15 protein-coding genes are annotated in these 13,274 nt (G+C 65.5%); 8 read left to right on the top strand and 7 right to left on the bottom strand.

What is annotated here, in order from left to right; genetic code table 11:
- The first annotated feature begins 1 nt into the window (after position 1).
- The 3 genes from QOL82_RS17385 to QOL82_RS17375 are packed head-to-tail and all read left to right on the top strand — an operon-like array spanning position 2 to position 2,665.
- Positions 2 to 1,114, top strand: coding sequence for a COX15/CtaA family protein (locus tag QOL82_RS17385; RefSeq protein ID WP_283443559.1), 1,113 nt, complete (start codon positions 2 to 4; stop codon positions 1,112 to 1,114).
- Between the two features lie 44 nt (positions 1,115 to 1,158).
- The gene (gene cyoE, locus QOL82_RS17380) at positions 1,159 to 2,043 is read left to right on the top strand and encodes a heme o synthase (RefSeq protein WP_283443558.1); all 885 of its coding nucleotides are present in this window, start codon (positions 1,159 to 1,161) and stop codon (positions 2,041 to 2,043) included.
- A 1-nt stretch (position 2,044) separates the two neighbouring features.
- Positions 2,045 to 2,665 (top strand): SCO family protein, encoded by a 621-nt coding sequence (locus QOL82_RS17375; RefSeq protein ID WP_430438501.1) that lies wholly within the window; start codon positions 2,045 to 2,047, stop codon positions 2,663 to 2,665.
- Positions 2,666 to 2,766: 101 nt separating this feature from the next.
- On the opposite strand, the gene rpoH is transcribed toward QOL82_RS17375, so the two are convergent.
- From rpoH to ftsY, 4 genes are all read right to left on the bottom strand, one after another.
- Positions 2,767 to 3,666: an RNA polymerase sigma factor RpoH gene (gene rpoH / locus QOL82_RS17370; RefSeq protein WP_283443557.1), complete on the bottom strand. Its 900-nt coding sequence runs from the start codon at positions 3,664 to 3,666 to the stop codon at positions 2,767 to 2,769.
- Positions 3,667 to 4,013: 347 nt separating this feature from the next.
- A complete protein-coding gene (locus QOL82_RS17365) occupies positions 4,014 to 4,940 on the bottom strand; it encodes a cell division protein FtsX (protein WP_283443556.1) in 927 nt (308 codons plus the stop codon).
- Positions 4,937 to 5,623 carry a cell division ATP-binding protein FtsE gene (locus tag QOL82_RS17360; RefSeq protein ID WP_283443627.1) on the bottom strand — a complete coding sequence of 229 codons (687 nt, stop codon included), beginning with the start codon at positions 5,621 to 5,623 and terminating at the stop codon, positions 4,937 to 4,939. Before QOL82_RS17360 ends, QOL82_RS17365 begins: the two co-directional genes overlap by 4 nt.
- Positions 5,624 to 5,651: 28 nt before the next feature.
- Positions 5,652 to 6,695, bottom strand: coding sequence for a signal recognition particle-docking protein FtsY (gene ftsY / locus QOL82_RS17355; protein WP_283443626.1), 1,044 nt, complete (start codon positions 6,693 to 6,695; stop codon positions 5,652 to 5,654).
- Positions 6,696 to 6,836: 141 nt separating this feature from the next.
- Here ftsY and QOL82_RS17350 point away from each other — a divergent pair, with 141 nt between their 5' ends.
- Genes QOL82_RS17350 through QOL82_RS17330 form a run of 5 tightly spaced genes read left to right on the top strand, consistent with a single transcriptional unit; the run spans position 6,837 to position 11,005 of the window.
- Positions 6,837 to 8,207, top strand: coding sequence for a M16 family metallopeptidase (locus QOL82_RS17350; protein ID WP_283443555.1), 1,371 nt, complete (start codon positions 6,837 to 6,839; stop codon positions 8,205 to 8,207).
- Between the two features lie 13 nt (positions 8,208 to 8,220).
- A complete protein-coding gene (locus QOL82_RS17345; RefSeq protein ID WP_283443554.1) occupies positions 8,221 to 9,585 on the top strand; it encodes a M16 family metallopeptidase in 1,365 nt (454 codons plus the stop codon).
- Positions 9,582 to 10,187, top strand: coding sequence for a 16S rRNA (guanine(966)-N(2))-methyltransferase RsmD (gene rsmD / locus QOL82_RS17340; RefSeq protein WP_283443553.1), 606 nt, complete (start codon positions 9,582 to 9,584; stop codon positions 10,185 to 10,187). The genes QOL82_RS17345 and rsmD overlap by 4 nt, the downstream gene beginning before the upstream one ends.
- 35 nt (positions 10,188 to 10,222) lie before the next feature.
- Positions 10,223 to 10,711, top strand: a complete 489-nt coding sequence (gene coaD / locus QOL82_RS17335; protein ID WP_283443552.1) for a pantetheine-phosphate adenylyltransferase — start codon at positions 10,223 to 10,225, stop codon at positions 10,709 to 10,711.
- Between the two features lie 24 nt (positions 10,712 to 10,735).
- Positions 10,736 to 11,005, top strand: coding sequence for a YfhL family 4Fe-4S dicluster ferredoxin (locus tag QOL82_RS17330; protein WP_283443551.1), 270 nt, complete (start codon positions 10,736 to 10,738; stop codon positions 11,003 to 11,005).
- Positions 11,006 to 11,085: 80 nt separating this feature from the next.
- On the opposite strand, the gene QOL82_RS17325 is transcribed toward QOL82_RS17330, so the two are convergent.
- From QOL82_RS17325 to QOL82_RS17315, 3 genes are all read right to left on the bottom strand, one after another.
- Positions 11,086 to 11,943 (bottom strand): MOSC domain-containing protein, encoded by an 858-nt coding sequence (locus QOL82_RS17325; protein WP_283443550.1) that lies wholly within the window; start codon positions 11,941 to 11,943, stop codon positions 11,086 to 11,088.
- A gap of 69 nt (positions 11,944 to 12,012) precedes the next feature.
- A complete protein-coding gene (locus QOL82_RS17320; protein ID WP_283443549.1) occupies positions 12,013 to 12,225 on the bottom strand; it encodes a hypothetical protein in 213 nt (70 codons plus the stop codon).
- A 185-nt stretch (positions 12,226 to 12,410) separates the two neighbouring features.
- Positions 12,411 to 13,274 (bottom strand): Crp/Fnr family transcriptional regulator, encoded by an 864-nt coding sequence (locus tag QOL82_RS17315; protein WP_283443548.1) that lies wholly within the window; start codon positions 13,272 to 13,274, stop codon positions 12,411 to 12,413.

Below are 13,274 nucleotides of genomic sequence, written 5' to 3'. Positions count from 1 at the left end.
CATGCTGATCCAGCTCGCCATCCTCGGACTGCTCGTCGCGCTGCTGCCGCTGACCGTGGTGTGGGCGTCGAAGGACGCCAACAAATTTCGCAAGCTGGCCTGGGTCACGCTGTTCCTGACCTTCGACCTGATCATGTTCGGCGCCTTCACCCGGCTGACCGATTCCGGCCTCGGCTGCCCGGATTGGCCCGGCTGCTACGGCCACGCGAATCCGGTGGCGGCGCACGGCCAGATCAGTGCGGCCGAAGCGGCAATGCCGCACGGGCCGGTCACGGTCGTCAAGGCATGGATCGAAATGATCCATCGCTACCTGGCCATGGCCGTCGGCGTGCTGATCGTCGCCATGATGGTGATCGCCTGGATGCGCTGGTTCCGCACGGCGCGGCCTGCCCGTCCGCGCGTGCCGGTGCTGCCGACGCTGCTGTTCGGCTTTGTCTGCCTGCAGGGCGCTTTCGGCGCCTGGACCGTCACGCTGAAGCTGCAGCCGGTCATCGTCACCATCCACCTGTTGCTGGGCATGGGGCTGCTCGGCATGCTGACCTGGATGGCGGCCGGCCAGAATGCGCATGCGCCGGTGGCGGCGGACGGCAGGCGGCTGCGGCTGGCTGCGGCGATCGGACTGGCGGTGCTGATGGCGCAGATCGCGCTGGGCGGCTGGGTCAGCACCAACTACGCGGCGCTGGCCTGCACCGACTATCCGCTATGCCACGGCGCGCTGGTGCCGAAGATGGATTATGAACACGGATTCACGCTCTGGCGCCAGCTCGGCATGACCGCCGGCGGCGATTACCTGCCTTATGAAGCGCTGACCGCGATCCACTGGACGCACCGGACGTTTGCGCTGGTGGTCGTGGCCTTTTTCGGCTGGCTCGGTCACAAGGCGATGCGCATCGACGGGCTGCGCAGGACCGGGCGTGCGCTGCTGGCCATGGTGGCGCTGCAGTTCCTGATCGGCGTGGCCACGCTGTTCCTGAACTGGCCTCTGGCAATCGCAGTGCTGCACAACGGCGGGGCGGCGGTGCTCGTGGTTCTGACGGTCATGTTAAACTATAAGGCTAATCTTTCCGCCGGCACCCGGCCCGTCAGGGCTGCAAGCAGCACCTGTCCGGCCTGAAGCCGCGTTAGCGCCGGCTTTCACCCCACGGACAAATTTCACGCATGACAACGCTGACCGCCACTCCGAATCGCATTGCCCAGTACTGGGCGCTGACCAAGCCGCGCGTCACCCAGCTAGCCGTATTCTGTGCTGTCATCGGCATGTTCCTCGCCACGCCCACGCTTCCGGACTGGCGCGTGCTGATCGCGGCGACGGCGGGCATCTGGCTGCTGGCGGGCGCCGCATTTGCGGTCAACTGCCTGGTCGAGCGCGAAATCGATTCGCGCATGGCGCGCACCGCCCGCAGGCCGATGGCCCGCGGCGAAATCACGGTGCCGCAGACCCTGCTGTTTTCCGGGGTGATCGGCGGCGCCGGCATGTGGGTGCTGTACACGCTGGTCAATCCGCTGACCATGTGGCTGACCTTCGCCACCTTCGTCGGCTACGCTGTCATCTACACCATCATCCTGAAGCCGGCCACGCCGCAGAACATCGTCATCGGCGGCCTGTCCGGCGCGATGCCGCCGGCGCTGGGCTGGGCGGCAGTCGCCAACGACCTGCCGATGCAGGCATGGATCCTGGTGCTGATCATCTTCGTCTGGACGCCGCCGCATTTCTGGGCGCTGGCGCTATACCGCCGCGACGATTACGCGAAGTCCGGACTGCCGATGCTGCCCATCACCCACGGCATGAAGCTGACCCAGTTTCACATCCTGCTGTACACGATCGCGCTGTTCGCCACCACCATGCTGCCTTACGCAGTGAAGATGAGCGGCCTGGTCTACCTGGCAAGCGCCGTGGTGCTGGGCGCGATTTTCCTGAGCTATGCGTGGCGCATCTACCGCAACTACAGCGACCAGCTCGCGCGCAAGACATTTACCTATTCGATCATCTACCTGTCGCTGCTGTTCGCAGCGCTGCTGGCCGATCATTACCTGCCATTCTGACATGCGCGCCATCCTTCCCGTTCTGCTGCTCCTTTCCGCCCTGGCCGGCTGTTCCGACAAGCCCGGCGCAGAGAGCGGCCAGATGATGCTGACGCCGGCCAGCACGACATTCAAGAACAGCGATGTCACCGGCCTCGGTTATGCCCGCGATTTCGCGCTGAACGACCAGGACGGCAAGCCGCGCACGCTGGCCGACTTCAAGGGCAAGGCGGTCGTGATCTTCTTCGGCTATACGCATTGCCCGGATGTCTGCCCGACCACCATGGCCGAGATGGCCGCGGTGATGAAGCAGCTCGGGCCGGATGCCGAGCGGGTCCAGGTGCTGTTCGTCACGCTCGACCCGGAGCGCGATACGCAGGCGCTGCTGAAGCAGTATGTGCCGGCCTTCGACCCGCGCTTCATCGGCTTGTCGGGGGACCAGGAAGCCACCGCCAAGGTGGCCAAGGAATTCCGCGTGTTCTACCAGAAGGTGCCCGGCAAGGATGCCGGCAGCTACACGATGGATCATACCGCGGCCAGCTACGTGTTCGATCCGCAGGGCAGGGTGCGGCTCTTCGTGCGGCACGGCCAGGGGCCGGAGCCTATCGCGCAGGACCTGAAGGTGCTGCTGGCGGGGAAATAAGCTGCCGGAAGAAGCTGCCGGAAAGAGATGTCAAAAGAAAAACGCCATGGCCTCGCGGCACATGGCGTTTTTTTTCGTCCTGGGACAGGACGCGTCGGACGTCAGACGTAGCTTGCCAGGCTGCCCTTCATCTTCTTCAGCGCGACCGCCTCGATCTGCCGGATGCGCTCGGCCGATACGCCGAACTCGTCCGCCAGCTCATGCAGCGTCGCGCCCGAGCCGTCGTCATTGGCCAGCCAGCGCGCTTCGACGATGCGACGCGAACGCGGGTCCAGCTTTTCGAGCGCGGTTTCCAGTCCCTCGGACTGCAGCCGGTCGAAGCGCTGCGCTTCCAGGACCTTGCTCGGCTCCGAACTTTCGGACGACAGGTAGGCGATCGGCGAAAACTTGTCGTCTTCATCGTCGGTCGGCGATTCGAGCGCGATGTCGCGGCCCGACAGCCGGGTTTCCATCTCGATCACTTCCTCGCGCTTCACGTTCAGCGTCTTGGCCAGCGCGTCGACCTGTGCCGGCGTCATCGAGTCCAGGCCTTCCTTGTGGCTGCGCAGGTTGAAGAACAGCTTGCGCTGCGCCTTCGTGGTCGCAACCTTCACCAGCCGCCAGTTCTTCAGGATGTACTCGTGCATCTCGGCCTTGATCCAGTGCATCGCATAGGACACCAGCCGGACGCCCTGGTCCGGGTCGAAACGCTTGACAGCCTTCATCAGGCCGATATTGCCTTCCTGGATCAGGTCCGCATGCGGCAGGCCGTAACCGAGGTAACCGCGCGCAATGGAGACCACCAGGCGCAGGTGGGACAGCACCAGCCCTTGCGCGGCGGCGAGGTCATTGCTCTCGCGCCAGCGGCGGGCCAGCGACACTTCTTCTTCCTGTGTCAGCATGGGCAGACGGTTGACAGCGGAAATGTACGCGTCGATATTGCCCAGATTGCCAGAGAAACCGAGGGCCAGTGCATTTTGACCTGTAGCGACTATCGCATCCGACGGGGTCGATGCTTTCATGCTTTCTCCTTGCTTACTAGACGTAACGTCAATGATGACTATAAGAAACCTGATGCAAACAATATATTAGCACTCCGGTTTTGAGAGTGCTAATGAGCGATCCCAACCACAAAGATAGGGAACACCTATCGAAAAAAGTTCTTGAGTTGAAAAAAGACTAATGTTAGAGCCCATGCAAACATAAAAGTTTGCCGCGGCGACGCCGCTCGGGAGAGGTACAACGATTCGATCAACCTGCCGGACATTGGTCAATCTGGGGAACTTGGATGGCTACACGCGGGAAATCCTGGAAGAAATAATGATTTGCCCGTATAGGACAGGCGAGCCATCGAAATGTTCCCGCATTTTCAGGCTGCGCGCCCCAGGTGCCGCCGCACCGACAGCATCGCGCCGCACAGGCCGAGCACTGCGCTCAGCAGCAGCAGGCTCACGGTCAGGAAGGCGCCCAGCGGGACCAGCTGGAACTCGGATGCATACAACCTCGCGAACTCCGCGATGGCGGCGTTGAGCGGACGCAGGCCGAGCGCCACGGCGCCGAGCGCCAGCGCCCCGGCCGCCAGCCCGAGCAGGGCGCCGGCGTAGTAGAACGGCCGGCAGATGAAACCGTCGGTGGCGCCGACCAGCCGCGACACCTCGATTTCCTCGCGCTGCGTCATCACCTGCAGCCTGACCGTGTTGAAGACCACCGCGACCACCACCACGCCCAGCGTCGCCGCCAGCAGCAGCAGCGCCAGGCGCAGCACATTGAGCAGCGCCGACAGCCGCTTGACCCAGGCCGAGTCGACCTGCACGTAGTCGACGCCGGGCAGCGCCTTCAGCTGCACCGCGATCTGGTCGACCCGGCCGGCGTCCTGCGCATTGTCGAAGCCGGCCAGCTTGAGCACATAGCCGTCGGGCAGCGGATTGTTGCCCAGCGTGGTGACAGCCTCGCCGATGCCGCTGCGCGCCTTCAGCGCATTGAGCGCGTTTTCGCGCGGGACGAATTCCATCAGGGCCGTGCTGCCGTTGCTTGCCAGCACCTGCTGTATCTCCGCCGCCAGAGCGGTGGCCCGCGCGCGCGGCGTCTCCACGCCCATGAACACGCTGATCTCCGGCTCGACCGCCAGCTGGGCCGATACCGGGCGCATGTTTTCCAGCACCGTCAGGCCGGCGAATGGCAGCGCCAGCGCGATGGCGACCACCAGCACATTGAAGGCAAAGCTGCCGAAGCCGCGCCCCGGGCGGGGCAGCGCGCCCCGGATGGCGAACAGGTGCTGCCGCAGCCACATCCTCATGCCGCGTCCTCCACGACCGGGTTGCGCTGCCAGGCTTCGGTCACGCGCCCCTGGCTCAGGTAGATCACGCGGTCGGCGCGATCGAGGAAATATTCGTCATGGGTCGACACCACGCAGGTCACGCCGGCGCTGTGGAACGCCTCCAGCGTCGACAGCACCAGGTTGGCGCTGTCGCGGTCGAGGTTGGCGGTGGGCTCGTCGGCGATGATGACCTGCGGCCGGTGCACGATGGCGCGCGCGATCGCCACGCGCTGCTGCTCGCCGCCGGACAGGGTCTGCGGCATGCTGCCGGCCTTGGACAGCATGCCGACCTTTTCCAGCGCGGCGCGCGCGCGTTTCTCGGCATGCTCGACCGCCGCGCCGGTCACCACCAGCGGCAGCATGACGTTGGCCAGCACCTTGCGGTCCATCAGCAGGCGCTGTTCCTGCAGGATCAGTCCCAGCTTGCGGCGCAGGTAGGGCAGGCCGCGCGGCTTGATGCCGCCGACGTCCTGGCCGTTGACCAGCACCCGGCCGGTGCTCGGCCGTTCGATCGCGGCGATCATCTTCAGCAGCGTCGATTTGCCGGCGCCGGAAGGGCCGGCCAGGAACACCAGCTCGCCGCTGGCTATGGACAGCGACACGTCCGACAGCGCCGCGGAGCCGCCCGGATAAAGCTTGCTGACATCGTGAAATTCGATCATGGCCATGGCCGGCTTCCTTGCGAACGGGTCAGCTGAGCAGCGCGTCGACGAAGTCTTCGGCGCTGAACGGCTGCAGGTCCTCGATCTGTTCGCCCACGCCGATGAAATAGACCGGCACCGGCCGCACCTTGGCGATGGCGGCCAGCACGCCGCCCTTGGCGGTGCCGTCGAGCTTGGTGATGACGAGGCCGGTCAGCGACAGCGCATCGTCGAATGCCTGCACCTGGGCCAGCGCGTTCTGGCCGGTGTTGCCGTCGATGACCAGCAGCACTTCATGCGGCGCCGACGCCATGCCCTTGCCGATCACGCGCTTGATCTTCTTGAGCTCGTCCATCAGGTGCAGCTGGGTCGGCAGGCGGCCGGCGGTGTCGACCATGACGATATCGGTCTTCCTGGCCTGGGCCGAATGGACCGCGTCGAACGCGACCGCGGCCGGGTCGCCGGACTGCTGGGAAATGACGCTGACATTGTTGCGCTCGCCCCAGACCGTCAGCTGCTCGCGCGCGGCGGCGCGGAAGGTGTCGCCGGCCGCCAGCAGCACTGACTGGCCATGCGCCTGCATGTGCTTGGCCAGCTTGCCGATGGTGGTGGTCTTGCCGGCGCCGTTGACGCCCGCGATCATGATGACCAGCGGCTGTTCGCGGCCCAGCACCAGCGGCTTCTGCAGCGGCGTGAGCAGCTCGATCATCAGCGCGCGCAATGCGGTCTTGACCTGCGACGCATCGGTCAGCTTCTGTTCCCTGACCCGGCGCTTCAGGCCGTTGAGCAGGAACTGGGTGGCTTCGACGCCGGCGTCGGCCATCAGCAGCGCGGCTTCCAGCTCTTCGTACAGTTCCTCGTCGATGCGGGCGCCGACGAAGAGCGTGGTCAGCCCGGTGGACGTCTTGGACAGGCCGGCCTTGAGCCGCTTCATCCAGGATGCGCGGGTTTCGGTCGGCGTCTGCGCCGGCTCGATCACGGCGGCCGGCGCCGCCACGATGGCGGGCTCGGCTGGCAACGGCGCTTGCGCCGGCGCAGCGTCCGCTGCCTCCGGCGGCGTGTCTTTGGACTTGCGTTTAAAAAAGCTGAACATCGAATAGGGGGAGTCGTTGCGGTCAATGGCGCCGGCAGCCATCACGGCTGCGAGCGGATACAATCAGTGCCTTGTTTTTTCGGAACGCCAGAGACGCGAGCGGCGCGGAAAATCGGCTTCCTATTCTAGCAGAGCGAGACTATGACATTTCGTATCAGGGCGATTGCGGCCGCATGGATGCTGGCGCTGTGCCCGCTGGCGGCGCATGCCGAGCCAGCGCAGGAGTTCATGCTCGAAAACGGCATGAAGATCATCGTCAAGGAAGACCACCGCGCGCCGACTGCCGCGCACATGGTCTGGTACCGCATCGGTTCGATGGACGAACTCAACGGCACGACCGGCGTCGCCCACGCGCTCGAGCACATGATGTTCAAGGGCACGACCAGCCTGAAGCCGGGCGAGTTCAGCGCCCGCGTGGCCGCGCTGGGCGGGCGCGAAAATGCCTTCACCAGCAAGGACTACACCGCCTATTACCAGCAGATCGAGAAATCGCGGCTGGAAGCGGTGATGGCGCTGGAGGCCGACCGCATGGCCAACCTGGTGTTCGACAAGGACGAGTTCGCGCGCGAGATCAAGGTCGTTATGGAAGAGCGCCGGCTGCGCACCGAGGACCAGGCCAGCGCCCGGGTCTACGAGGCGCTGAACGCCGCCGCCTTCGTCGCGCATCCCTACCATCACCCGATCGTCGGCTGGATGGACGACCTCCAGCACATGACGGTGGAAGACGCGAAGGCCTGGCACGACCGCTTCTATGCGCCCAACAACGCCACCATGGTGGTGACCGGCGACGTCGACGCGGCGCAGGTGAGGGCGCTGGCGGAAAAATATTTCGGCAAGATCCCGGTCAAGAGCATCCCGGTGACCCGCCCGCAGAACGAGCCGCTGCAGCAGGGCGTGCGCCGCATCACCGTCAAGGCGCCGGCGGAAAATCCCTACGTGGCGCTTGCCTTCAAGGCGCCGACGCTGCGCGATGTGGAAAAGGATGACGACGTCCATGCGCTCGACGTGCTGTCGGCGGTGCTCGACGGCTTCGACAACGCCCGCCTGCCGGCGCGGCTGGTGCGCACCGAGCGGGTCGCCAATTCGGTGGGCGCGAGCTATTCCAGCAATGCGCGCGGCCCGGTGCTGTTCGTGCTGGATGGCACGCCGGCTGCCGGCACCACGACCGAGCAGCTGGAGAAGCTGCTGCGGGACGAGGTCCGGCGCGTGGCGCAGGAAGGCGTGACCGAGGAAGAGCTCAAGCGGGTGAAGAACCAGCTGATCGCCAGCCAGATCTACAAGCGCGACTCGGTATTCGGCCAGGCGATGGAAATCGGCGTGATGGAAATGACCGGCATCTCGCACAAGCAGATCGACCGCATCATCGAGAAGCTGGGCCAGGTCACCGCGAAGCAGGTGCAGGACGTGGCTGCCCGCTACTTCAACGAAGACCAGCTGACGGTGGCCACCCTGGTGCCGCTGCCGCTGACCGACAGGAAACCCGCAGCGCCGCCAGCCGGCCTGCGTCACTGAGAACATGCAACCCATGCGTAAAACCACTTCGAGCCTGGCCAGGCATTGCCTGGCCCCGCTGCTGCTGCTGTCGATGCTGCTGCTGGCGGCGGGCAGCGCCCATGCCGCGCTGCAGATCCAGAACTGGACGCTGGCCAACGGCGCCCGGGTCTATTTCGTCGAAAACCACACGATCCCGGTGCTGGACATGAGCGTCGAGTTCGACGCCGGCTCGCGCCGCGACCCGGAAGGCAAGACCGGCGTGTCCGGCCTGACCAATGCGATGTTGGCGCGCGGGCTGCGCGAAGCCAGGCTGGACGATGGCGCAACCGAGCCGGCGCTGAACGAGGCGCAGATATCGGAAGCGTTCGCCAATATCGCCGCGCAGCGCGGCGGCGGCGGCGGCAGCGACCGCGCGGGCGCTTCGCTGCGCACGCTGTCGAGCCGTGCCGAGCGGGACGTGGCGGTGCAGATGCTGGGCCGGCTGCTGGCCCAGCCCAGCTTCCCGGCCGACCTGCTGGCGCGCGACAAGGCGCGGGTCGCCGCGTCGATCCGGGAAAGCCTGACCAAGCCGGAATCGATTGCCCAGCGGGCGTTCTCGCGCGCCGCCTACGGCTCGCATCCGTACGGACGCGAGGAAACGGTGGAATCGGTCGAGGCGATCATGCGCGACGACCTGGTCGCCTTCCATGCGGCCCATTACGTCGCCAATCATGCGGTGGTGTCCATCATGGGCGACGTCTCGCGCGCGGATGCCGACGCGATCGCGCGGCAGCTGACGCGCCGGCTGCCGCAAGGCGCGGCATTGCCGGCGCTGCCGCCGACGCCGGCGGCGCGCGCGGTCGAAGACTGGATCGCGCATCCGGCATCGCAGTCGCACGTGCTGGTCGGCGCGCCCGCGCTGCAGCGCGGCGATCCGGACTTCTTTGCGCTGACAGTGGGCAATTACATCCTGGGCGGCGGCGGCTTCGTGTCGCGCCTGACGCGGGAAGTGCGCGAAAAGCGCGGCCTGGCGTATAGCGTCTACAGCTATTTCAGCCCGCTGGCACAGCCGGGACCGTTCCAGATCGGCCTGCAGACGCAGCGCGCGGAAACGGCCAATGCGCTGAAGGTCGTGCGCGACACGCTGGCCGACTACCTGCGCGACGGCCCGACCGAGGCCGAGCTGAAAGCCGCCAAGGACAACCTGGTCGGCGGCTTTTCGCTGCGCATCGACAGCAACCGCAAGATACTCGACAACCTGGCCGTGATCGGCTTCTACGGCCTGCCGCTGGATTACCTCGACACCTGGACCGCGAATGTCGAGCGGGTCACGGTCGCCGACATCCGCGCCGCATTCGGCCGCAAGCTTGCCGCCGACCGCGTGGTCACCATCGTCGTCGGCGCCGGCAAGCCATGAAGCCGCGCCGGAGCGGCGCACCGCGACAGGTGCGCATCATCGGCGGCCAGTGGAAGCGCACGCCGCTGCCGGTGCTGGAGGCGGAAGGGCTGCGGCCGACGCCGGACCGGGTGCGGGAAACCGTCTTCAACTGGCTTGAGCACCTGTTCGACCATGCATGGGACGAAGTGCGCTGCCTGGACCTGTTCGCCGGCAGCGGCGCGCTCGGCTTCGAGGCGGCCAGCCGGGGCGCGGCGCGGGTGCTGATGGTCGAGTCGCTGCCGGCGGCGGCGCAGCAGCTGCAGGCCACCTGCGACAAGCTGCGGGCCGGCCAGGTGGAAGTGCGGCGGGGCGACGCGGTGGCCAACGCGGAAATGCTGGCCCGCTCGGCGCAAACCTTCGACCTGATTTTCCTCGATCCCCCCTACCATCGCGATATGCTGCAGCGTATGCTCCCGGTATGCGCGCGCCTGCTGGCGCCGGACGGGCTGCTCTATGTCGAAGCGGAAACGGCGCTCGACGCGGAGCCGAAAAAAGAGTGGCTGCAGGACTGGCGCATCGTGCGCACGGACCGTGCGGGCATGGTGTTCTACCATCTTTTCATGCATCAACCCTCTGCTTAATCAGGCATAATGCGCGTTCAATTTAGGGAGCCATCATGGTCACAGCCATTTATCCGGGAACATTCGATCCGCTGACACGTGGGCATGAAGATCTGGTGCGCCGCGCTTCGGGCCTGTTCGACAAGCTGATCGTCGGCGTGGCCGACAGCAAGAACAAGCGGCCATTCTTCTCGCTCGACGAGCGGCTGACGATCGCCAATGAAGTGCTGGGCCACTATCCCAACGTGCAGGTCGAAAGCTTTTCCGGCCTGCTCAAGGATTTCGTGCGCCGCCATGATGCACGCGTCATCGTCCGCGGCCTGCGCGCCGTGTCCGACTTCGAATACGAATTCCAGATGGCCGGCATGAACCGCTACCTGCTGCCCGACGTCGAAACCCTGTTCCTGACCCCGTCCGACCAGTACCAGTTCATCTCCGGCACCATCGTGCGCGAGATCGCGGTGCTGGGCGGCGACGTCTCCAAGTTCGTGTTTCCATCGGTCGAGAAGTGGCTGCAGCAGAAAATCGCCGCGCAGGATGCGTGAAAACGCCGTGAGGAAGCTCCAGCCATGGCCTTGCTGATTACCGACGACTGCATCAACTGCGACGTCTGCGAGCCGGAATGCCCGAATGACGCGATCTACCAGGGCGAGCTGATCTACGAGATCGACCCGAACAAGTGCACCGAATGCGTCGGGCACTTCAACGAGCCCCAGTGCCAGCAGGTGTGCCCGGTCGCCTGCATCCCGTTCGACCCGGCCTGGCGCGAGACGCCGGAACAGCTGCAGGCCAAGTACGAACGCCTGCAGGCCGAAAAGGCGGCGCGGCAGGGCGCTTGACAGATGCGGCGCCTTGGCCTGCAGGGCCGGCCCCGAGGCGGCGATCCTGAGGCGCCGTCACCAGCGCATCAATCCCTGGGTCAGCCCTGGAACGCCAGTTCGAGAGCGACTTCCTGTCCGATGCGGAGGGTTTCGCCTTCGCCCCGCGTTACGATGCAGTTCATGCCGAAACCGATGCCGCCGATGCCGCCCACGCCGGCGCGATAGGTCCGCAGCACGTCCAGCGGGTCCGGCCCGGGCATGCCGGTCTGCTGGTCGATCGACGGGATAGGGCAGCGCGGGCAGGGTTTGACCGGGCGGATCTCCGCATTGCCTATCGCCAGGTGGGCTGCATGGTCTTCATCGTGGGCTTCGGCCCCGGCGATCACGAGGTTGGGGCGGAAGCGGTCCATCGGCAGCGCGGCGCGGCCTTGCGCGGCCAGCCGCCGGTTCAGGTCGTCCAGCGACGCCTGGCCGATCAGCAGCAACGGATAGCCGTCGGAAAACAGGGTGCCGATGTCCTTGCCGCCGGTGCGCGCCGGGTTGACCGGATGATGCGCTTCAGGATGGAAGCGGACGAGCTGGCAGGAAACCCCGAGAAATTGCGAAAACCACTGGCGGGTCACGCTGTCGCCGTCGTACGCGTCCAGCGTGTGCTGCCACAGCTTTACCGTGCGCCTGGACGCGGTGTCCGGATCCGGCAGGTCCAGCGTGAGGTCGAGCCGCAGCATGCCGGGCGCCCGCAATTCCAGCGTCTCGCTGCGCAGCCGCGGCGTGATCAGCGCCATCCTCGGGTGCTCGCGCTGGGTCAGGAAGTTGTTGTCGTCGTCGACCAGCATCCATTCGCGGTCATAGACATGCTCGTGCATCAGCCCGGCGCCGGTCAGCGTGGCCGAGGACAGGGAAATGCCCGCGCAGGACTTGATCGGATAAAACGTCAGCTGGCTGAGTATGGGCATCGCAGGGTCGGTAGAGGCGGAAAGGGCGGATTCTATCACCGGCCCCATGCGCTCGCCCGCACTGCCGCCCTAGTTGAAGGCCAGTCTTTCGAGCGCGCGCTCCAGCCGCTGGCGGGCCTCCAGGCAGCGCGCGCTCGCAACCGCATAGTCGATCGCCTGGTGCATCTGCTGCTCCGGCGACATGCCGTGCGGCGCTGCCATCCCGAGGTCGATCCGGTGCATGCATTTTCGATACGCGTCGGCGCTTAGTTCTGCAATCGGCTTTTCCTGGTCCGGGGTCATGCTGGATTCTCCGTGGCTTGTGCTACGGCTTCATCTATAACAGCCCGAAAGATGCGCTTCTGTCTGCTATCACACTTAAGCGCGGTTATAAACGCCAGCCGCCAAGCCCGGCCGGATAGAAAGAAAGGCGCTGACCGCATGAAGCGGGCAGCGCCTTTCGGGGCGTCAGCGGTAACCCTGGCGGCTTATTTCTGCCGGGTGTGGCTGCACTTGAGCCTGTCGTATTCCTTCTTGACGCCGGCATAGCATTCGCAGGCGCGGGTCTCGAGGCCGGCGCGGTTCATCACGGTGATGTGGCCGCGACGATACTGGATCATGCCTTCGTCCTGCAGCTTGCCGGCTGCCTCGGTCACGCTCTCGCGGCGCACGCCCAGCATGGTGGCGATCAGGCCCTGAGACACGGCCATTTCATTCGATGGCAGGCGGTCCAGCGTCAGCAGCAGCCAGCGGCAAAGCTGCTGCATCACGTTGTGGTGGCGGTTGCAGACGGCGGTGTGCGACATCTGCGCAATCAGCGCATTGGTATAGCGCAGCAGCGACTGCTGCAATGCGCCGCCGCGGCGGAATTCTTCCATGAAGACGCTGGCCTTCAGGCGGAAGCCGTAGCCTGCGCTCTTGACGACCGCGCGGTTCGGGCTGGCGCCGCCGCCCATGAACAGGGTCACGCCAACGATGCCTTCGTTGCCGATCACGGCGATTTCCGCAGAGGCGCCGTCACGGGTTTCATACAGCAGCGACACGACGCTGCTGGAGAGGAAATACACGTGGTTCATCTGCGTTTCCGCTTCGCAGACCGTCATGTCGAACGGCATGGAGATGAATTCCAGGTGCGGCAGCAGGCGCTCGAAGTCTTCGTCCGGCAGCGAGCCGAGCAGTTGGTTCTGTTTTGGATTGTGGCCGTAAAGGGCTGTGATGCGGACTGGCGCGACGGCGGAATTGCGTGGCTGTGCAGGCTTGCCTTCTGATTTTTTCCTGGTAACCGGCGTGGCTGCAGTCTTTACCGCAGCTTGCTCGGTCTCAGTGCAGAAAGCATTCAATACATTTGCCAT

This window comes from Noviherbaspirillum suwonense, from assembly GCF_900182955.1.
GTDB classification, from domain to species: Bacteria; Pseudomonadota; Gammaproteobacteria; order Burkholderiales; family Burkholderiaceae_D; genus Noviherbaspirillum_A; species Noviherbaspirillum_A suwonense.
This window is presented reverse-complemented; position numbering and strand designations above follow the sequence as displayed.